17 protein-coding genes are annotated in these 19,232 nt (G+C 71.6%); 11 read left to right on the top strand and 6 right to left on the bottom strand.

Features of this window, described 5'->3' with window-relative positions; all coding sequences use genetic code 11:
* Positions 1 to 90: 90 nt before the first annotated feature.
* Positions 91 to 1,053 carry an alpha/beta hydrolase gene (locus tag G3I19_RS04805; RefSeq protein WP_164259807.1) on the bottom strand — a complete coding sequence of 321 codons (963 nt, stop codon included), beginning with the start codon at positions 1,051 to 1,053 and terminating at the stop codon, positions 91 to 93.
* Between the two features lie 128 nt (positions 1,054 to 1,181).
* Between G3I19_RS04805 and G3I19_RS04800 the strand changes: the two genes are divergently transcribed.
* On the top strand, positions 1,182 to 1,835 hold the full coding sequence (locus G3I19_RS04800) for a TetR/AcrR family transcriptional regulator (protein WP_164259806.1): 654 nt from the start codon (positions 1,182 to 1,184) through the stop codon (positions 1,833 to 1,835).
* A 152-nt stretch (positions 1,836 to 1,987) separates the two neighbouring features.
* Here the strand turns inward: G3I19_RS04800 and G3I19_RS04795 are convergent, their stop codons facing one another.
* The gene (locus G3I19_RS04795; RefSeq protein ID WP_164259804.1) at positions 1,988 to 2,986 is read right to left on the bottom strand and encodes a helix-turn-helix domain-containing protein; all 999 of its coding nucleotides are present in this window, start codon (positions 2,984 to 2,986) and stop codon (positions 1,988 to 1,990) included.
* A gap of 80 nt (positions 2,987 to 3,066) precedes the next feature.
* On the opposite strand from G3I19_RS04795, the gene G3I19_RS04790 reads away from it, so the two are divergent.
* The gene (locus G3I19_RS04790) at positions 3,067 to 4,437 is read left to right on the top strand and encodes an amino acid permease (RefSeq protein WP_164259802.1); all 1,371 of its coding nucleotides are present in this window, start codon (positions 3,067 to 3,069) and stop codon (positions 4,435 to 4,437) included.
* A gap of 260 nt (positions 4,438 to 4,697) precedes the next feature.
* Positions 4,698 to 6,182, top strand: a complete 1,485-nt coding sequence (locus G3I19_RS04785; RefSeq protein ID WP_239073969.1) for a GAF domain-containing SpoIIE family protein phosphatase — start codon at positions 4,698 to 4,700, stop codon at positions 6,180 to 6,182.
* A 171-nt stretch (positions 6,183 to 6,353) separates the two neighbouring features.
* Here G3I19_RS04785 and G3I19_RS04780 read toward each other — a convergent pair whose 3' ends face one another.
* The 3 genes from G3I19_RS04780 to G3I19_RS04770 all read right to left on the bottom strand — a co-directional run bounded on the left by G3I19_RS04780 (position 6,354) and on the right by G3I19_RS04770 (position 8,948).
* Complete coding sequence (locus G3I19_RS04780; protein WP_164259800.1) at positions 6,354 to 7,205, bottom strand: MOSC N-terminal beta barrel domain-containing protein; 852 nt, start codon at positions 7,203 to 7,205, stop codon at positions 6,354 to 6,356.
* Between the two features lie 88 nt (positions 7,206 to 7,293).
* Positions 7,294 to 7,899 (bottom strand): DJ-1/PfpI family protein, encoded by a 606-nt coding sequence (locus G3I19_RS04775; protein WP_164259798.1) that lies wholly within the window; start codon positions 7,897 to 7,899, stop codon positions 7,294 to 7,296.
* 77 nt (positions 7,900 to 7,976) lie between these two features.
* Positions 7,977 to 8,948 (bottom strand): DJ-1/PfpI family protein, encoded by a 972-nt coding sequence (locus G3I19_RS04770; RefSeq protein WP_164259796.1) that lies wholly within the window; start codon positions 8,946 to 8,948, stop codon positions 7,977 to 7,979.
* Positions 8,949 to 9,100: 152 nt separating this feature from the next.
* Here G3I19_RS04770 and G3I19_RS04765 point away from each other — a divergent pair, with 152 nt between their 5' ends.
* Positions 9,101 to 9,763 carry a hypothetical protein gene (locus G3I19_RS04765; protein WP_164259794.1) on the top strand — a complete coding sequence of 221 codons (663 nt, stop codon included), beginning with the start codon at positions 9,101 to 9,103 and terminating at the stop codon, positions 9,761 to 9,763.
* A 90-nt stretch (positions 9,764 to 9,853) separates the two neighbouring features.
* Here the strand turns inward: G3I19_RS04765 and G3I19_RS04760 are convergent, their stop codons facing one another.
* Positions 9,854 to 11,878 carry a hypothetical protein gene (locus G3I19_RS04760; protein WP_164259792.1) on the bottom strand — a complete coding sequence of 675 codons (2,025 nt, stop codon included), beginning with the start codon at positions 11,876 to 11,878 and terminating at the stop codon, positions 9,854 to 9,856.
* Between the two features lie 546 nt (positions 11,879 to 12,424).
* Between G3I19_RS04760 and G3I19_RS36790 the strand changes: the two genes are divergently transcribed.
* The 7 genes from G3I19_RS36790 to G3I19_RS04730 all read left to right on the top strand — a co-directional run.
* Positions 12,425 to 12,580 carry a hypothetical protein gene (locus G3I19_RS36790; RefSeq protein WP_203599184.1) on the top strand — a complete coding sequence of 52 codons (156 nt, stop codon included), beginning with the start codon at positions 12,425 to 12,427 and terminating at the stop codon, positions 12,578 to 12,580.
* 173 nt (positions 12,581 to 12,753) lie between these two features.
* Positions 12,754 to 13,749 carry an Lrp/AsnC family transcriptional regulator gene (locus tag G3I19_RS38210; RefSeq protein ID WP_343234984.1) on the top strand — a complete coding sequence of 332 codons (996 nt, stop codon included), beginning with the start codon at positions 12,754 to 12,756 and terminating at the stop codon, positions 13,747 to 13,749.
* A gap of 121 nt (positions 13,750 to 13,870) precedes the next feature.
* Complete coding sequence (locus G3I19_RS04750) at positions 13,871 to 15,307, top strand: amidase (RefSeq protein ID WP_164259790.1); 1,437 nt, start codon at positions 13,871 to 13,873, stop codon at positions 15,305 to 15,307.
* 23 nt (positions 15,308 to 15,330) lie between these two features.
* Positions 15,331 to 15,558: a hypothetical protein gene (locus tag G3I19_RS04745; RefSeq protein WP_164259788.1), complete on the top strand. Its 228-nt coding sequence runs from the start codon at positions 15,331 to 15,333 to the stop codon at positions 15,556 to 15,558.
* Positions 15,555 to 17,003 (top strand): sodium:solute symporter family protein, encoded by a 1,449-nt coding sequence (locus G3I19_RS04740; RefSeq protein WP_164259786.1) that lies wholly within the window; start codon positions 15,555 to 15,557, stop codon positions 17,001 to 17,003. Before G3I19_RS04745 ends, G3I19_RS04740 begins: the two co-directional genes overlap by 4 nt.
* A 113-nt stretch (positions 17,004 to 17,116) precedes the next feature.
* Positions 17,117 to 18,559, top strand: coding sequence for an acyl-CoA synthetase (locus G3I19_RS04735; RefSeq protein ID WP_164259784.1), 1,443 nt, complete (start codon positions 17,117 to 17,119; stop codon positions 18,557 to 18,559).
* Positions 18,552 to 19,232: carboxyl transferase domain-containing protein (locus tag G3I19_RS04730; protein WP_275402691.1), on the top strand; the 681-nt coding region annotated here is incomplete at its 3' end. The genes G3I19_RS04735 and G3I19_RS04730, both read left to right, overlap by 8 nt.

Here is a 19,232-nt window from a genome sequence, read left to right as displayed (position 1 = left end):
GCCTGTCCCGCCGCGGCCGCTGTGCGAAGTCCCGCACCCCGAAGAAGCGTGATCCGCGACGGGCAGTCCGGAAGCGGCAGTCCGCCTCCGTCACTTCGCCAGGGCCGCTCGGAGGAACGCGAGGATCTCCGCCCGGGCGGCCCCGGCCTGTGGTTCCACGCCGGGCAGGGTGAGGAACGCGTGCTTCGCTCCCGGGTATTCGGAAAGCCGCACAGGGGTCCCTGCCGCGCGCAATCGCTCCGCATAGCGGCGCCCGTGATCGGCGACTGCGTCCTGCGTGGGTACGACCACGAGTGCCGGGGCGAGCCCGCTCAGGTCGTCCGCGTACAGCGGTGAGAGGGCCCGGCCGTCGGTACCCGGCGGGACGGCGAGCCGCTGGAAGAGCCGCAGTTGCGGCAGGTTCCCGGTCGGGCTGTTCGCGTACTCGGCGATCGAGGGGTGGTCGTACATCGTCCCGGACACGTCGACCGCCGGGTTGACCAGCACCTGTGCCCTGAGTTCCAGCCCGGCCTCCCGGGCCCGAAGGGCCGTCAGCGCGCTGATCAGCGCGCCGCAGCTCTCGCCGAACACAGCTGCGCGCGCCGGGTCGGCGCCCCACCGCGCGGCGTGCCGCACCACGTGCTGGAGCACGTCCCAGCCGTCATCCGCGGCGTTCGCGAGCGGGCTGCCAGGGGCGAGGAGGCGGTGTTCGACCGAGACGACGAGGGCGGGCAGCCCGGCGGCGATGTGGCTGTTTGCCCAGTCGCACTGCGCCGCCGTGCCTACGAAGCTGCCTCCGTGGACATGGATCACGAGCGGCAGGGCGGTCCGGATCGCGGCTTCGCCGTCCCCTGCCGTGGCCGGCCGGTGAACCCGCACCGGCAGGTCGCGGCCGGGCAGTTCGATCTCCTGCCAGACGATCGCGGCGCCGGGATCCGGCTCCCCGAGGACCGTCCGCGCCGCACCGGAGGCCCGGAAGCGGTTTTCCGCGTCGCGGTAGGCGATCAGTTCCGCGGTCGTGATCGCCGAGAAGTCCGGCTCCGGCGGCCGTGTCGTGGCGGGTGTCTCGCTCATGACTCCCTCTCGTCTCCCGGCTGGATGCCGGGTCCGTCGTGACGTCCTGCACTGTTGCCCTCATTATGCACGCACCGCGTGCATTGCCAAGTGCATAGGTTAGGCTGAGCGCGGACGAGAGGGGCACGATGACTGGCCGAAGGCGATGGTCGACCGAGGAGATCCTGGACACGGCGGCGGAACTGCTGCGCACGGGCGACGCCGAGTCGTTCAGCGTGCGCAAGCTCGCCGCAGCGCTCGGGACCGACTCCTCCAGCCTCTACCGGCACTTCCGTAACAAGACCGAACTGCTGCGCGCGGTCGCCGACCGGATCCTGCTGGCCGCCATGGATGGCTACCGTCCCGAGGGCGACTGGAAGCAGCGCGTCACAGCCCTGGCCCTGCGCCTGCGAGCGGCGTTCGGCGAGCAGCCCCAACTCGCTTCGGTGTGGGGGCGTCACGCGTCAGGCGGCACCGGATCCCGGCTGGTCATGGAGGAGCTGCTGGAGGCTCTGCGCGCGTCCGGTCTGCCCGACGAGCAGATCCCGGCGCGGTACCACCGCGTCGCGGTCCTCCTCGCCGCGCTGATCGCCTCCGAGGCCGGTATCAGCACCATTACCCCCGAGGAGTACGAACAGGGCATGGAGCAGTTCCGCGTCGCGGTGCTCGGCGCCGACCCTGAACGCTTCCCCGCCCTGGCTCACTTCGCCCGCGACATCCGCCCCCTCGGAGCGGACCGCGACGCCGCGTTCGAGGAAATCCTCGCCGCCCAGCTCGCCCACATCGAGGCCCGGGTCCCCTGATGTACCGGGTCGCGAGTGCGTACCGGAGGGCCGACCCGGCGGTGGCGCACCAGGCCCGGCATGTTCTCGTAGCGGAGCTACCAGGGCATTTCGGCAACGCCGCGATCGTGCGTGCCGGACGCCGCGCGGCAGGCGGCAATTGACGACAGGCCCTACGGCCGGAGCGGCGGACCCTCCCTGAACGGAGGCGCTGTGCCCAGGAAGGCGAGGCGGTACGCCTGGGGTGCGAGGCCCACGCAGCGGACGAAATGACGGCGTAGATTCGCCGCACTGCCGAGCCCGCTGGCGGCGGACACCTGTTCCACGGGCAGTGTGCTGGTCTCCAGCAGGTGCTGCGCGCGGCGGATGCGTTCCTGCTGGAGCCAGCGCATGGGCGGCACCCCCATCGCCTCGTCGAAGCGGCGGGCCAGGGTCCGGCGGCTGAGGCCGGCCCGGCGTGCGAGGTCCGTGAGGGTGATGGGCCGGTCGAGCCGGGCCCTGGCCCACTCCAGCAGGGGCCCGAGTGCGGTGTCGTCGCGGGCCACCGCGGGCAGTTCGACGTACTGGGCCTGGCCGCCCGTGCGGTGCGGAGGCGTCACCAGGCGTCGGGCGAGCGCGTTGGCCACGGCGGCTCCATGGTCGGTACGCACCAGTTCCAGGCAGAGGTCGATACCGGCGGCGGTGCCTGCGGAGGTGTAGACCCCGCCGTCCTCGACATAGAGAACCTTCGGATCGAGCCGCACGTCCGGGTGGCGGCGGGCGAGTTCACCGGCGTGCATCCAGTGGGTGGTGGCACGGCGCCCGTCCAGGAGGCCGGCCGCGGCCAGGACGAAGGCGCCCGAACAGATGGCCGCGATGCGTGCCCCGGCCGTATGGGCCGCCCGGACCGCGTCGACCAGCTCGGGCTGCGGCCCACGGTGCACGTTCGCGCAGGCCGGCACCACCACCGTGTCCGCGCGGACCAGCTCGTCCAGGCCGGCGGCGCCGTGCGCGACGAAGCCGTGCGCGACCGTCGTACCGGGGTCGGCCGCACACACCCGCAGGTCGTACCACGGGTCGGCCAGGTCGGGGCGGTCGATGCCGAACACCTCGCAGGCCACCGCCAGTTCGAAGAGCGGCGCCTGGTCAGTCACTGCGATGGCCACGCGGTGCGCGGCAGGATCCGTTCGCATGTCGGCAAGCTTGCCACTGGTCCGTGGACGGCGGAATACCGAATCTGGGAGGGAGACCGCCGCGAGAGAGAAGGACCGGGATGAGCGCCACCGGGCACCCCCCGAACACGCACGAAAGCAGCACTGCGGAAGCCTCCCCTCCACAGGGCACGATCGGCTACGGGCAGGCCGTGGCTCTGTACGTCGGAGCCGTACTCGGCGCCGGAGTGCTGGTACTGCCCGGTCAGGTCGCGTCGGCCGCAGGGCCCGCTTCGTTGGTGTCGTGGCTCTTCATGGGCCTGCTCGGCCTGCCGCTCGCGATGACGTTCGCGGCCCTGGCCACCCGATTCCCCGACCCCGGTGGAATCTCCACCTACGCCACCCGCGCCTTCGGGCCGACGGCGGGCGGGCTCGCCGGGTGGTTCTACTTCGTCGCCGGGTCGGTCGGACAGACCATCGTGCCGCTGACCGGGGGTTACTACATCGTTGCCGCGCTCCGCCTGGACCAGGACCGCGCGTTCCTCTTCGCCGCGGTCATCCTCGCGCTCGCGGTCGCGGCCAATCTGGTGGGGCTGCGGCTCAGCGGCCGCGTGCAGCTCGCCCTCTCGGGCGGTGTGGCGCTGCTGCTCCTGGCCGCCGCGCTGACCGCCCTCGCGCGTGTCCACACGTCCGGGTTCTCCTCGTTCTCCGCCTTCGCGCCGCACGGCCTGTCCGGTATCGCCGACGGGGCCGTCGTACTGTTCTTCGCCTTCGCGGGGTGGGAGGCGGTCGCCCATCTGGCGGGTGAGTTCCGTGACGTACACCGCGACCTGACCCGGGCGACGGTGACGACGGTCGCCGTGGTCGTCGTGCTGTACCTGGGGGTCTCCTTCGCCGTCGTCGGCACCGGGACCTACGGCAACGCCCGGCTGGACCGGATCGCGGTCGGGCAGGTGCTGGGGGCCGGGCTCGGGTTCAGCGCCACCGTCGCCGCCGCTGTCCTCGCCACCGTGATCAGCCTCGGCACCACCAACGCCTTCATCGCGGCCGTCTCCCGGCTGGGCTACGGGCTCGGCCGGGACGGCTGGCTCCCGGCCCCCCTGGCGCACCGCAACGCGCGCGGCGTCCCGGTGGCCGGGGTGCTGACCGTGGGCGGGACCGGAGCGGCCGGGCTTGTGGTCACCCGGCTCGGCGGCTGGGGTACGGAGGACATCGTCGGCCTGCCGGCCTCCCTCGTGCTGGTGACCTACCTCATCGGCACGGCGGCCGGGGTCCGGCTGCTGACCGGCCGGGCCCGGGGTTACGCCCTGACCGCCCTGGTCCTCACGGTCGTGATCGCGCCCTTCGCAGCCGGATACATCGCCGTCCCCGTGCTCGTCGCGGCCGTCGCCCTCCTCTACCGGTGGAGCAGTGGCCGCTTTCCGCGCCTCCTCGGCGGCGACAACGCGGCGGCGCGAAGGCCCCGAGGGCCGCGAGGGCCCCGACGGCCGTGAAGTCGCGAGGGCCGGGAGGGCGAAGTGCCGGGCGTCGAAGCGGTGTTACGGACAGTCCGGCGGCGCGGGCGCGGAACCCAGCGCGGACCCGGGCGGACGGTACCCGCGGGGAGCGCCGCCGGCCCGGCAGCCGCCGACCCGGACATTCCGCAGGGGTGACGCGCGTACCGGACATGCCGGGGCACCTGGTGGGTCGCAGAATGTGAGGGCGGGCGGCTTTCCCCTTCGCCGGCCGTCCGCAGCGGAGGCAAGGAGCCGGCATGTGCGCGCTGCAGGACCCCTCGGCCGGGAAGCCGGAGAAGGACGGCCCGGCCGAGAAGGACCGCCCGCCGGAGAAGGACGGCCCGGCGGAGAAGGACCGCCCGGCCGAGATGGACCCCCCGCCGGAGAAGGGCGGCCCGGCGGGGGAGGGGCGTGCCGCCGCCGACGAGGAGCCCTACGAGGTCGACGAAGAGGTGCAGCATGCACTCGACCGGCTCACGCTCCTCATCAATGCCGCCGAAGCCCTGGCCAGCACCCTCGACACGGACACCGGAATCCGGCGGCTCTGCCGCACCCTGGTCCCCGGCCTCGCCGACTGGTGCGCCGTGGACCTGCTGGACGGGGAGGGACAGCTGCGCCGTGTCGCCGTCGAACACCGGGAGGCCGAGAGGTCGGCCCCCGGCCTGTACGAGGGGCCCCTGCCGTCGGCCGAGGGATCCGAGGCGGGGTGGGCCCGTGCGCTGCAAGGGGTGGGGCCCGTGCTGCTCACGGACTTCCGCTCCCCGCGTGCCGACGACGACCCGCTGCTGGCGCGTGAACTCGAACTCTTCCTGAGTCTGGAGACCGACACGGCGGTGGTCGCTCCGCTGCGGGCGCGGCGCCAGGTGTTCGGGGTGCTGACCCTGGCGCGTACCCGCAGGGAGGCGGCGCTGACGGAGGACAGCCTCGCGCTGGTCGAGGACCTCGCCCACCGGGTGGCGCTGGCCATCGACAACGCGCGCCTGCATTCGGAGGTGCAGCACACCGCTGAGCACCTGCAGCGTTCACTGCTTCCCGACCTGCCCGCGCACGGGCCGCTCGAACTCGCTGCCCGGTACCAGTCGGCGATGGCCACCACACGGGTCGGCGGCGACTGGTACGACGCCTTTGTGCTGCCCGACGGCGCCCTGGCACTGATCATCGGCGATATCGCGGGACACGATCTGCGTGCGGCGATCATGATGAGCCAGACCCGCAATGTGCTCCGGGGTATCGCCTGCGACCGCAAGGAACCACCCGGCAAGATCCTTGCGCGGCTGGACGCCGCGCACCAGATCCTCTCCCCGCACCAGACGCTGACCTGTATCTACGGGCTGGTCGAGAAGACGGCGCCCGACCAGTCCTGGCAGTTCCACTACTCGGTGGCGGGGCACCCCGCGCCCCTGCTGGTGACCCGCGAGGGGGAGACCCGCTTCCTCGACGGCGGCCGGGGGATGCTGGTGGGGATGGACCCGGATGAGCACCGCTCGGGCGCGGTGGAACGACTGCCGCCCGAATCCACCCTCCTGCTGTACACGGACGGTCTCATCGAGCGCCGGGCCGAAGGGCTGGACCGCGGTCTGGCCCGACTGCGGCAGCACGCGGCAGCCCTCGCCCGTAAGCCGCTTGAGGTGTTCTGCGACGAACTGCTCGCCGGGCTGGCGAGCGACGGAACCGACGATGTGGCGCTGATCGCGGTCCGTACCGGCCCACCGCGGACCGGGCCCGCCGTGGCGGTTCCGTGAGGGGCCGCCGACGGGCGCTGTCGCGGCGGGGGCTGCCGAACATCACCCGGCCGACGGGCACCACCGGTCGGCGGTCACCACCGGCCGACGAACACCACCGGCCGACGGTCACCACCGGCCGACGGGCATCACCCGGCCGACGAACACCACCGGTCCAGTGTCACCGGCGGGTCATGACCGGCCGGTCGGGCCGTGCAGCTCGGAGACACCCCACCGGGTGACTTCCACGGCGTCACCCAGCGAGACCTTCCCCGGCCGCAGCACCGCGTACTTGGAGCCGAACGCGACACCGCCTGTGGCCGCCCTGCGGTACAGGGCGAGCGTGCGCATCGGTTCCGGGCCGGCCTTGGCCGCTGTCTCCTGGTCCACCAGGGTGACGGCGCACCGGATGGCGAGCTTGGCGTACCCCAGTTCGGCGTCGCCGACCCGGATACGCAGGGCGCGGTCCTCGGTGTGCGGCTCGGCCCACCCGTCCACCACGATGTTGGGCCGGAAGCGGTTCATGGCCAGCGGATGCGCACCGCGGGCCAGGAGCCTGCCGTTGAGGTGGTCCAGACTGGACGCCGACACGATATGCAGGGCGCAGCTGTCGGCGTAGCCCGAAGTGCCCGGCGTCCGCCCGTCGGTGACGCGGCCGTGTTCCGGCGGTACGCGCACCAGCCGGCTCCGCACGCCCAGGAAATCCGAAAGCCACCGGGCGGCCGCGGCTCCCTGGTCGATGCCCCGGTACGGTCGACCGAAGAGGTCCACGTCCCGGCGCGGGCCGGTCGTGTCCACGGGAACACGCACCGCCCCGTGGCGTTCGTCCGCGCGCAGTGTGAGGGTCTGCTCGTCCGCGCTGACGGCGGGCGCGATCAGTGCGAGCCGTGGGTGACGGCGCTGGGTCATGAAGACGCCCTCTTCGCTGACGACCATGAAACTCCGGTCGTGCGTCAGCCCGGCCGACGTCACGGTGGCGGCCGTCGTCGATACGACGCCACACCCCTTCACCGGGTAGTACAGCAGTCCAGCGACCTTCGGCATGGTCCGTTCCCTCCCTCGCAGGCGTTCAATGACCCTACGGGTGCGGCGAGTTGTGGGGAGAGATCAGGCCCCGCCCGCCGTACCCGTCTCAGGCGCCCAGCGGCTCGTCGGCGAGGTAGGGCGGCGCGGGCTCGTACTGGATGTAGCGGCGGACGGCGCGTGCGTGGTCGCGGCCGTGCAGACGGCCGACGAGCCACAGGGCCATGTCGATTCCGGCGGAGACACCCTGGCTGGTGACGAGCGACCCGTCGACGACGTAGCGGGCATCGCGGACCACAGTGATGTCACCCCTGGCCTCCAGGGTGTCCTCGAACAGACAGTGGGTCGCGACCCGCCGGCCGCGCGCCGGACCCGCTTCGTGCAGCAAGAGGGCGCCGGTGCAGACCGCTGTGGTCCAGGATGTGGTGGCGGCGGTCTCGCGGATCCACTCCATGAGTACGGGGTTGGACACCTCGCGGCGGGTTCCGTTGCCACCCGGAACCAGCAGGACGTCCAGCGCGGGGTGGTCCTCCAGGGTGTGGTCCGGCAGGACCCGCATGCCCTTGTTGCAGCGCACGGCGCCGGGTTGCTCGGCGATGAGGACCGCGGTGTCGGCCTGGTCGCGCAGCATCGATGAGGCGGTGAACACCTCCCAGGGCCCGGCGAAGTCCAGCTCCTCAGCGCCGTCGAAGATCAGCAGTCCATGGGTGGTCATCGGTGCTCCCTGCTCATGGGTCATGGGTAATGGGTACTTCCCGGTCATCGGGATGCTTACGGCACCGGGATCTCCGGTCACCGGTGTTCCTTCGTGGACCGGAACCGGTCGCGGTAGTCGGACGGTGCGACGCCGAGGTGCCGGTGGAAGGCACGGCGCAGCGTCTCGGCGGTGCCGAAGCCGTACCGCCGTGCGAGGGTCTCGACGGGATGGTCGCTCTCGGCCAGCGCCCGCTTCACAGCCTCGACGCGTACGCCCTCGACATACGTGGTGGGCGGTACGCCCAGTTCTCCCGTGAACCTGCGCTGGAAGTGACGGGGGCTCAGCCCGGCGTGGGAGGCGAGGTCGTTGACGGCGTGCCGGGCGCGGGGATCGGCGTGGATCGCCGTCACGGCGGCACGGATGGGGTCGGTGGCCGGCTGCGCGGACCACAGCGACACACTGAACTGCGACTGGCTGCCGGGGCGGTGCAGAAACATCACCATCTCCTGGGCGATGGCGTGCGCGACCTCCCGGCCCACGTCGTCCTCCACCAGGGCGAGCGCGAGATCCATCCCGGCTGTCACTCCCGCCGACGTCCACACCGGCCCGTCCCTGAGGTAGATGGGGTCGCAGTCCACGACCAGGTCGGGGTGCTCCCGTACGAGCTGCTGCTCACGCGCCCAGTGGGTGGTCACCCGCCGTCCCCCGGCCAGACCGCTCGCAGCCAGCAGGAAGACCCCGCTGCACACCGACGTGACGCGCCGGGCACCGGCCCCCGCGGCGGAGAGCCAGGAGGTCAGCGCCGGATCGTGCCGGGCCTCGTCGACTCCACCGCCGCCCACGACCACCACGGTGTCGAACCCGGCAGGGTCCAGGTCGGCCACCCCCTGGGGAACGTGTACGGAAAGGCCGCTGCCGGACCTGACCAGGCCCGGCAGCGGCGCCGTGACGAGGCAGGAGTAGCCGCCGGTCAGCCGGCCGGCATGGTGGAAGACCTCGTAGGGGCCGGAGAGGTCGAGGGACTGGAAACCCTCGAAGATCACAAAGACGGTGCGGCGCTGTTCCACCCCTCCACCCTGCGGTCCGGGCCGGATGGCGTCAACGACACACACCCCACGTTTTGCGCCATGTCCCGGAGCGAAGGGCGCGTTCCTGGGCGGTGTGCACATGCCGGGGCTCGGTAACGTGTGCGCGGAGAACGAGGAGAGGGGACGGCACGATGACGGACGGCCTGGCCTGGATCGGCGAGCACTGGTACAGCGGTGCGATCGCCAAGAGCGGGATGCTCTCGGACATCTCCCTCACGGCGGTGCGCGGGGTGGACCCGGTGGACTTCGTGGTCCGCCTCGGCGCCGACCGCCGCATGGCCGAACGGCCGCCGCTGTTCAAGGACTTCGACAGGCTGAGCGTGGACCTGGGCGACAGCGTGGCGATGTTCGGCCGCAGCGGAGAGTGGTCGTACGTCGTGGAGGTCGAGCGGTCCACCTGGCACCTCGTCTTCCTCGACCGGCTGGGCCAGGACACCTTGGTGGAGCCGGGCGGCGAACTGGTCTGCCTGGACCGCTTCCTGCACGAGCACCCGTGGGTGTGCTACGTCGACGCGGCGGGGGAAGTGGGCTCGGGGGAGCCCGGTGACAGCCTGCTGGAGACCGCGGTCCCGCCCGGGGACCGGCTCGGGAGGCTCGCGGCACTGGACGCGGCCATGCGCACGGCCGGGGCAGTGCGGGACACTTTCCCGGGCTGCGACGACCCCGAGGACGAGGACGAGGAGTTGGCGAAGCGGCTGTTCACCGCGGTGGGCGATACTCTCGGGCTCTCGCTGCCACGTCGGGAGATCGAGCTGGGGCTGCTGCCCGCGGTGCACCTGCCGTCGCCGGTGTGAACCGGTGGCGGCGGGGGCGCCGCGCCCTCCCGGCGCGGCGCCCCCTGTGAGCCGTTCTCTGTGAGCTGCCCCCTGTGAACCGGGGTGCGGCTACTGGTTGTTCGCGGTCATGGTGCACTTCACGGTCGCGCTGTCGGCGGAGCACGCCGCGCTCATGTTGGTGTCCAGCCAGTACGGGTCACGGTCCAGCAGCCGCTGGTTCGCGTTGAAGGCCCCGAACCCGGCCATCGAACCGCTGTTGTCGTTCCCGGAGATCGCGGACCGCCCGCAGACCTCCTTCCACGTCGGCGTGGAGCCGTCGATGTTGAACAGGTGCACGGTGGTGCCCTGCTTGCTCGCCAGGGTCTGCACACAGGCGTCCCCGCTGCTGACCGGGTTCAGGCCGCCCGCGAGCGAGGGCATCCCGCCGCTGTTGTAGGTGGCGTTGAAGGCGAACTCGTCGCAGTTCAGCTCCTTGTCCGTGGCGCCGTTGAGGGCGCTGGTGTCGCCGTTCGCAGCCGCCCATCCGGTGGGACAGATCACCGTCCGGTTGCCGCTGATGTCACCGTCGGGCAGGAAGTACAGCGGCTTGCTGTCGGCCTTGCTGCCGGGGTGGTTGGCCAGCTTGTGCTGGATCAGCCAGGCGTGTGACGACGCCTGCGGGTACTTCGCCGCGTTGAAGGTGTAGGTCGGCACGTAGTTGTGGAACACACAGCCGGTGGTCGGCACCTTGCTGATGATCTTGGTGTTGTCGCAGCGGATCTGGTCGGGGGCTCCGCCGTTCTCCAGGTCGCCGCCCGCGACGTCCATGAAGTACGCGGGGGTCGTCTGCACCGTCTGGCCCGGGATCTTCGGGTTGCCCTGCAGTGCGACGGCGACGCCGAGCTTCATCACCTGCGGCTTGGTGCTGTTCGGCCCGGTCAGGTCCGGCCCCCAGATGTAGGAGGCGTCCGCGGACACGCTGTGGTGGTCGCCCGGCACCCACGCTGCCGCACCCGTCCAGCCGCTGACGTCCTGGACGCCGCAGTTCCCTGAGGGCTCGCAGTCGATCTTCGGGGGGTCCAGGGTGAACGCGGGGATGGTCGCCGGAACGTCCACGTCGGTGACGTTGATCCGCTCGGTGATGTTCCCGGACTTCGGGTCGAGCTGACGCTCGTTGACCACCAGCGCCTTCACGGTGCCCACGGGAGCATCGTTGAGTGTCGCCTCCCACTCCATGGTGAACGACGAGCACTCCTCGAAGCGCGTCGTCCACAGCCCCGCCCGCGGGTTGGCCGGGTCGCAGCCGCTGACCAGGGACGACGGTGCGGCGGCCTTGGCCTGCGGGCCGGCGCCGCGGTGGAGCGTGAAGTTGTGGCCGTCGTAGGGCTCGGCCGTGCCGCACACCTTCACGCCGTCCGACGAGGTGGTGCAGTGGGTCCCGAACGCCCCGGGTGCGACGGAACGGTCACCGCTCGGGCCGGCCGCGGTCTGCCAGGGAGACGGCGGCGCCGGAGTGTCGGTGTACGGCTGGGCGGTCTGGTCCGGGTTCGCCGCCGAGGCATTGGGGTTGGGCAGGGTCAGGTCGACGGGCATCGTGACGCGGAACCGGGCCCAGGGCGACCACGACGTCTCGTACAGACCGCTGTCCTTGGCGTAGGCGGACGTGTGGAAGACGTAGTCGACGTTCGGCTTCAGATATCCGGCCCCCACGGTCACGGATGCGGTCGAACCGGACTTGACGAAGCCGGACACCAGGACGCCGTACTGGTCGTCGCTGATGGCCACCTGGGTCTTGGCCTTCCCCGCGGAGTCGGCGGTCCAGACCTCGAAGGTGAGGTCGGCCGTGCTGCCGTCGGAGTTGGTCACGGTGTTGCTCAGCTTGACCTTGGGGGTGCTGACCTGCCAGGCGCCTGAGGTGTCCTTCGTGCCCGGCCCCGCCGAGGGGTTCTTGCCCGACACGGGCCGGGACGCCGCTGCGGTCATGGGTTTCATCGCGGGCCCGGCGGCCGGCCTGGCCGACGGCGCGGCATTCGGATTCGGGTTGCGGACGAAGCCCCCGCCCCCGCTGCCGTCGGCTGCGGTCGCCGTCGCCACCCCGGATCCCAGGAACAGCAGCGCCGCGACACCGACGGCCGTCCGGCGAAGGACGCGCATCCTTCTGGACCTGCCGGGCAGGGGGTTTCCCTTCCCGTTCTGCCCCTCCGGTCTCTCGGGCCGGAGCTGAGTCCTTCTTAAGTTCTTCCCAGACACGGGTGTTGGTCCTCTCACGCTGCCCGCGCCCACCGGCAGCGACTCGTAGCTGACTGCGACACGCGTTCGATGTCGCGGCACCTTCTTATGATGACCAGCGCATGACATGCCACCGGAAAAATCGCAACGAACCAGACAGGGCGCCCAACTCGACTGTGACGATCCCCATGGTTTGTTCATGGTTGTGCTCCGGCCGTGAAGTTTTCTGGTTCTCCTGACGGTTCGATCCGCGGGTGGGGAACGGGCCGCCCGCCGGAGGCCGGTGATCCGTGCGTGCATGGGTGGCCGGGGGCGGGGCACACGGTTGAGCACGAAGGGATCCAGCAGCCGCCGATCGCGTGGCAGGCCGGGATTCACCTGGCCCGGAACGCAGCGGGCAGGGAAAGGGTGCGGCGGATCTCGCGGGACGAGACCCGCACGCACCGAAGAGATGTGAAGATCGGAGCTGTCATGATTGTTCTTGGTGCAATTCTGCTCATCATCGGCCTGGTGGTCGGTGTCTCGCTCTTGACGACGGTCGGCGGGGTGCTCGTCGTGGTCGGGGCGATCCTGTGGATCCTCGGGGCGACCGGACGCAAGGTCGGCGGACGCAAGCACTATTTCTGAGCCCTGTTTCCGGGCCGGCGCCGCTTCTGGGCCGGCGCTGCTTCTGAGTCCGCGTCGCTGCTGAGCCGGCACTGCCGGCCGGCCTGGCTGTCAGGTGCAACCCGGGGCCCGGCGGAGGGGAATATCCTCCGCCGGGCCCCGAGCCACGTACACGGACCGCATAGGGTCGCGTGGTGACGCCTCCGACGACTGTGACATCGCCCGTCGAGCAACTCGACGCCCTCGACCGCCGTATCGCCGCCGCGCTCCAGATCGACGGGCGGGCACCCTGGCGGCGGATCGCCGCCGCGCTCGGGGAGCCGGAGCGTAAGGTCGCGCGGCGCGGTCTGCGGCTCCTGGAGAGCGGCCGGGTGTCCGTCACCGGCCTGGTGGTACGCGGGGAGACCGTGATCCTGCGGATGAACTGCCGCCCCGGTGCCGTACGGGAAGCGGCGGCCGCTGCGGCCGGGCGCGACGACGCGATCTTCAGTTACGTACTGGCCGGAGCGGTCGACTGTGTGGCCGAACTGCAGTGCTCGCCGGGGCAGTTGGCGCACCTGATGCTCGACGAGGTGCCCGCCCTGCCCGGACTGCTCGCCCAGAACGTCTCACCCGTCCTGCGGTACTTCCGTACGGTGCACGAGTGGCAGCCGGAAATCCTGGACGAGGACGAGATCGCGGCACTCGGCGGCCGGTCTCCCGTCGCGGACGGCGTCGGTGTGCCGGACTCCGATGTGGGCCCGGAGGAGCGGGCGATCCTGCGGGCGCTGGCCGAGGACGGCCGGTGCACACACGAGGAACTGGCCGCGGTGGCCGGTGTCTCGCTGGCGACCGCGCGACGGCGCGTGGAGTCGCTGACCCGCGACGGGCTCGTCAGCATCAGGGCCTGTGTGGAGCCCGCCCTGCTCGGACTCCCGGTCGAGGCGCTGCTGTGGATCAAGACGCGCCCCGATGAGGTGGAGGACGTCGGCCGGCTGCTCGTGGCATCGCCGCTCGTGCGGTACGCGGCCGTGGTCATGGGGGAGTACCAGCTGCTCGTGGACGTCACTCAGCCCTCGAAGGCCGCGCTGCACGAGTTCCTGACCGCGGCGCCGTGGGTGCGGCGGGTGCAGGCCGTGCAGTCCCATCTGGTGGTCGAGGCGCTGAAACGGAGCGGGACGGCCACCCCCCTCCTGCGCCGCCGCACCTGACGGCCGCACCCAGATCTCACTCCCCTGACCATAATTTTCAAGAAGGGTAAATCCGCGTCTGAAACACTCACTCGTGCAGAGGTGTTGACTTATATGATCAGTCACCCTCAGTGTGTGCGGCATGATCGAAGACACGGCCGACGGCCTCTGCATGCTCGACGCCACGGACCTCGCGGAGCGTCTGCGCAGCCGCGACCTCTCTGCCCGTGAGGTCGTCCGGGCCCACCTCGACCGCATCGCGCGGGTCAATCCCGCGGTCAACGCCATCGTCACGCTGGACGAGGAAGGCGCGCTCCGCGCGGCGGCCGCGGCCGACGAGCGCATGGCCAGGGGCTCGGCGACCGGCCCCCTGCACGGGCTGCCGATCGCGTTCAAAGACACCCACCTGACCCGCGGAATGCGCACCACACACGGCTCGCCGCTCTTCGCCGATCATGTGCCCGACGAGGACGAACTCCTCGTCCAGCGCATCGAGTCGGCGGGCGCCATCCGGATCGGCAAGACCAACGTGCCGGAGTTCGCGGCGGGTTCGCACACCTTCAACCCCGTCTTCGGCGCGACCCGCAACCCGTACGACACCGGGCGCTCGGCCGGTGGCAGCAGCGGCGGCGCAGCGGCCGCGCTCGCCGCCGGGCTGCAGCCGCTGGCCGACGGCAGTGACATGGGCGGCTCACTGCGCAACCCCGCCTCCTTCTGCAACGTCGTCGGGCTGCGGCCCACCCCTGGCCGGGTGCCGTCCCATCCGTCCGGCGATGCGTGGGACACCCTCGCCGTACCGGGCCCCATGGGCCGTACGGTCGCGGACACCGCCCTGCTGCTGTCCGCGATGGCCGGGCCTGATCCCCGCTGCCCGCTCTCCCTGGAGTCACCGGGCCGCACCTTCCGACCGCCCCTGAACCACAGGGATCTGACGGGGCTCCGGGTCGCCTGGGCGCCCGACCTCGGCGGGCGGGTGCCCGTCGACCCGGACGTGTCCGACGTCCTGGACCGGCAGGCGGCGGTCTTCGAGGAGCTGGGCTGCCATGTCGAAGAGGACTGCCCGGACCTCTCGGGCGCCGAGTACGTCTTCCGGACGCTGCGCGCCCAGGCGTTCAGCCTCGGCTTCGGAGCGTTCCTCGACGAGCGGCCCGACGCGCTCAAGCCCAGCCTCATCCGGAACATCGAGGAGGGGCGGCGGCTCACCGGCGCGGACCTCGCCCGCGCCACCGCCGAGCACACCCGCATCCATCTGGCCGCCACCGGCTTCTTCGAGCGCTACGACGTACTGCTGGCACCTGTCAGCCAGGTCTCCCCGTTCCCCGTCGACGACGAGTACCCCACCGAGATCGACGGGCAGCCGCAGCAGAGCTACCTCGACTGGATGCGCTCCGCGTACTTCCTCTCCGTACTCGGCGCACCCGCCCTCTCGGTGCCGGCCGGCTTCACCCGCGCCGGACTCCCCGTCGGCCTGCAGATCGTGGGCCCGCCGCGCGCCGACGCGGCCGTGCTCGAAATCGGCGCCGCCTACGAGGCCGTGACCCGGCACGGGCGCCGGCGGCCGGTCCTTCCCCCTGCCTGAAGCTGTCACACCCGGGAGCCCTCATGAGGAAACTGCACGTGATCTGGGCCGTCGTGCCCGTCATGGCATTCATCTGCACACCGTTCCTGCCCTTCGTGAACGGTCCGTACCTGTGGCTCGGTGTCCCCTCGGTGCTGGCCTGGTGCCTGCTGTGGACAGCCGGGACGACAGCCGGGCTCGCGCTCACCGACCGCTTCGCCCGGCCCGCCGACGCGGGCGAGCACCACACCGAGACGGAGACCCCGGCATGAACAGCACCAGCGTCATCGCCACCGTCGGCATGCTGGCCATCGCCGTGGTCGGTATCGGCAGACACCGGCCGGCCAGGGGGCCGCTGGGTGAATGGACGGTGGGGGAGCGGAAGTTCTCCACCTTCACCACCTGGTTCCTGCAGGCGGGCGAGTCCTTCACCACCTTCAGTTTCCTGGGCCTCGCGGGCCTTGCCTTCGGCGGCGGAGTCGCGGCCTCGTACGCCCTGTGCTATCTCGCCATCAACTTCGTCCTGCAGTACTTCACCGCTCCGCGGATGCGTCAACTCGGCAGCGAGCACGGCTATCTGACGCAGGCGGACTTCTTCGCCGAGCGCTACCGAAGCCCGCTCCTGGGCAAGGTCGTCGCCGTCGTCGGGGCCGTGTTCCTGCTGCCCTACCTCCAGTTGCAGATCACCGGGCTCGGCCTGATCGTCCAGCTGGCGACGGGCAGCCGCACGGGCGGCAACCTCAGCATGATCCTGGCGACGGTCCTCACCGTCGGCTTCGTGCTGTGGTCCGGTATCCGCGGAGTCGCCCGCGTCGCCTACCTCAAGGACGCCCTGATGGTCGTCGGGCTCCTCGTGCTGTTCATCGGGGTCGCGGTCTCGGTGAAGGGCGGCATCGGCGGACTCTTCGAGACCGTGCGGGACACCCGCCCGGACCTACTGACGCTGCATCAGAAAGACTACGACGCGACCTTCTTCGTCAGCGCCGTCATCATCTCCGGTATCGGCGGCGGCCTGGGCACCATGGCCCATCTGTGGCCCCCGGTCCTCGCGGCCCGAAGCGGCCGCGCGCTGCGTTCCAACGCCGTCTGGCTACCCCTGTACCAGATAGCCCTCGGCATCCCGGTCATCGTCGGCTTCGCGGGCATCCTCATGGTGTCGCCCCACTCACCGGGGAACGCGGTGGCGCTGACCCTCGCCGGTCAGACTCTGCCCGGCTGGCTGGTCGGTGTGGTCGCGGTGGCCGCGGCATCGGCCGCGATGGTGCCCTCCGCCGCCATCATCGTGGGTATCTCCAGCCTGCTGTCACGCAATGTCCTCAGCGCCCGCAGCGAGCGCACCCAGCTGCGTACGAACCATGTGTGCGCGGTGGCCGCCGCGGCCCTCGCGCTCTGCCTCGGGCTGTCCCGCCCCGACCTCCTCGCCAATCTGCTGCTGCTCACCTTCGGCGGACTCAGCCAGCTGGCCCCGGCCATCACCATGGGACTGGCCGGAAAGGTGCGCCTCGGCGCCGTCCCCGTCCTGCTCGGCATCCTCACCGGAGTGGCGGTCCTCACCTGGCTGACCTTCGGCGGCGTGGATCTCGGGACAATGGACCCGGGCCTCGTGGCGCTGCTGCCCAACCTCGTCGTCACCGGCGCGGCACAACTGGTGGTGCGGTCGCGTGGGGCCCGTGAGCAGCCCGGTGGCGTACCGGGTAAGAGGGTCGGGGTGGTCTGAGAGGAGCAGACCCGTCACCGTCCGCCCCGGAAAGCGGCCGGCCCCGTAGCCCAGTTCCCGTATCCCCATACCGACCAGCCCGCATAATCCCCCGTACTGAGGAGTCCCGACCCATGCCCTCTCTCTTCCCGGCCCTGACCGCGGGCTCGGCCCGCCCCGCGCTGACCTTCGGCGACCGGTCGCTCAGTCACGCCGGACTGGCCGCGGCGGCGGGAGCCCACGCGGCCCGGCTCGCCGGCGCCGGACGGGTCGCCGTCTGGGCGACCCCCACCCTGGAGACGGCCGTGGGCGTCGTCGCCGCCCTGCTCGCCGGGGTGCCCGCCGTGCCGCTCAACCCGCGGACGGGAGAGCGCGAGCTGGCGCACATCCTGTCCGACAGCGCCCCGTCGCTGGTCCTCGCGGCGCCCGGTGACGTACTTCCGCCCGTGCTCGCCGGGACCGACCGGATCGACATCGACGTACGGCCCGCGTCCGGAGCGCCGACGCTCCCCGACGAGCCGTCCGCCGGGGCGCCCGCGCTGATCGTCTACACCTCCGGCACCACCGGGCCGCCCAAGGGCGTCGTCCTGCCGCGCCGGGCGATCACCTCCACCCTGGACGCGCTGGCCGGCGCCTGGGAGTGGACCGGGGACGACGTACTGGTCCACGGCCTTCCGCTCTTCCATGTCCACGGCCTGATCCTGGGCATCCTCGGTCCGCTGCGCCGGGGCGGCTCCGTGCACCACATCGGGCGCTTCGACACGGCCGCGGTCGCCCGTGAACTGGCGGCGCACGGCACGATGTTCTTCGGCGTCCCCACCATGTACCACCGCGTCGCCGAAGCACTCGCCGACGACCCGGCGCTGGCCAAGGCCCTGTCCGGAGCCCGGCTCCTGGTGTCCGGATCGGCCGCGCTCCCCGTGTACGACCACGAGCGGATCGCCTCAGCGACAGGGCGGCGGGTCGTCGAGCGCTACGGCATGACCGAGACCCTGATGAACACGAGCGTCCGCGCCGACGGCGAACCGCGTCCCGGCACGGTCGGTGTGCCACTGGACGGGGTGCGGGTGCGGCTGGTCGAGGAGACGGGGGAGGAGATCACGGCGTACGACAGCGAGACCGTCGGCGAGATCCAGGTGTGCGGCCCGAACCTGTTCACCGAGTATCTGAACCGTCCGGACGCGACCGCTGCCGCGTTCGACGGCGAGTGGTTCCGTACCGGCGACATGGCGACCCGGGACCCCGACGGGTATGTGCGCATCGTCGGCCGGAAGGCCACCGACCTCATCAAGAGCGGCGGCTACAAGATCGGTGCGGGTGAGATCGAGAACGCCCTCCTGGACCATCCCGCGGTACGCGAGGCGGCGGTCACCGGAGCGCCCGACCCGGACCTGGGCGAGCGCGTCGTCGCCTGGATCGTCCCCTCCGACGCACAACACCCGCCCACAGTCGATGACCTGGCCCGGCATGTGGCGCAGCAGCTCGCCCCGCACAAGCGCCCACGCGAGGTGCGGCTGCTCGACGAGCTGCCCCGCAACGAGATGGGCAAGATCATGAAGCGTGCGCTGCATGACTGACACGTGGACGGCCCGCGAGGCGATCGACGCAGTGGCGGACCCGGGCTCCTTCACCGAGCTGACGCTTCCGCCCCGCGCGGGGGAGCCCGACGGTCCGATCGGCTGGCCGGGGTACGACGAGTCGGCCGCGCGGGCAGCGGAGCGGACCGGGGAGCGCGAGTCCGTCGTCTGCGGGGCCGCTTCGGTCGCGGGGCGGGAGACGGTCATCGTCTCCTTCGAGTTCGGCTTCCTCGGCGGCTCGCTCGGAGAGCACACGGGCGACCTCCTGGAGGCCGCCTACACCCTGGCGGGGCAACGGCGCGCCCCACTCGTCTCACTGATCGCCACCGGCGGCAGCCGGATGCAGGAGGGGATGCGCGCGCTGGCCCAACTGCAGCGTGTGACACGCCGGTCCGCCCTGCTGCGCGCCGCCGGTGTCCCGCAGATCGCGGTCGCGCGCGACCCGTCGACGGGCGGCGGCTGGGCCACCCTCGGCGCCGGGGCCGACGTCGTCCTCGCGCTGCCCGGCGCACAGGTGGGCTTCGCCGGATCGCGGGTACGGCCACCGGGCGCCGACCCGGCCGCCTACAGCGCCGAAGGGCAACTGGCCGCCGGGCAGATCGACGCACTGGTGGACCCCGGGGAACTGCGCACGGCCCTGGCCGACTGGGTGTTGCTGCTGTCCGGACCACGG

Origin of the sequence: Streptomyces sp. SID10853, from assembly GCF_010548145.1 — a bacterium.
Taxonomy (GTDB): domain Bacteria; phylum Actinomycetota; class Actinomycetes; order Streptomycetales; family Streptomycetaceae; genus Streptomyces.
Note: the sequence above shows the minus strand (reverse complement) of the source record. Positions and strands in the feature narration are given on the sequence as shown.

Excerpts from the sequence above, each read along its gene's own strand:
- G3I19_RS04780 (WP_164259800.1), bottom strand. The coding sequence starts at position 7,205 with ATGCCGAAGGTCGCTGGACTGCTGTACTACCCGGTGAAGGGGTGTGGC.
- G3I19_RS04745 (WP_164259788.1), top strand. The coding sequence starts at position 15,331 with ATGAGGAAACTGCACGTGATCTGGGCCGTCGTGCCCGTCATGGCATTC.
- G3I19_RS04765 (WP_164259794.1), top strand. The coding sequence starts at position 9,101 with ATGACGGACGGCCTGGCCTGGATCGGCGAGCACTGGTACAGCGGTGCG.
- G3I19_RS04790 (WP_164259802.1), top strand. The coding sequence starts at position 3,067 with ATGAGCGCCACCGGGCACCCCCCGAACACGCACGAAAGCAGCACTGCG.
- G3I19_RS04785 (WP_239073969.1), top strand. The coding sequence starts at position 4,698 with ATGTGCGCGCTGCAGGACCCCTCGGCCGGGAAGCCGGAGAAGGACGGC.
- G3I19_RS04800 (WP_164259806.1), top strand. The coding sequence starts at position 1,182 with ATGACTGGCCGAAGGCGATGGTCGACCGAGGAGATCCTGGACACGGCG.
- G3I19_RS36790 (WP_203599184.1), top strand. The coding sequence starts at position 12,425 with ATGATTGTTCTTGGTGCAATTCTGCTCATCATCGGCCTGGTGGTCGGT.
- G3I19_RS04795 (WP_164259804.1), bottom strand. The coding sequence starts at position 2,986 with ATGCGAACGGATCCTGCCGCGCACCGCGTGGCCATCGCAGTGACTGAC.
- G3I19_RS04740 (WP_164259786.1), top strand. The coding sequence starts at position 15,555 with ATGAACAGCACCAGCGTCATCGCCACCGTCGGCATGCTGGCCATCGCC.
- G3I19_RS04735 (WP_164259784.1), top strand. The coding sequence starts at position 17,117 with ATGCCCTCTCTCTTCCCGGCCCTGACCGCGGGCTCGGCCCGCCCCGCG.
- G3I19_RS04750 (WP_164259790.1), top strand. The coding sequence starts at position 13,871 with ATGATCGAAGACACGGCCGACGGCCTCTGCATGCTCGACGCCACGGAC.
- G3I19_RS04760 (WP_164259792.1), bottom strand. The coding sequence starts at position 11,878 with ATGCGCGTCCTTCGCCGGACGGCCGTCGGTGTCGCGGCGCTGCTGTTC.
- G3I19_RS04775 (WP_164259798.1), bottom strand. The coding sequence starts at position 7,899 with ATGACCACCCATGGACTGCTGATCTTCGACGGCGCTGAGGAGCTGGAC.
- G3I19_RS04805 (WP_164259807.1), bottom strand. The coding sequence starts at position 1,053 with ATGAGCGAGACACCCGCCACGACACGGCCGCCGGAGCCGGACTTCTCG.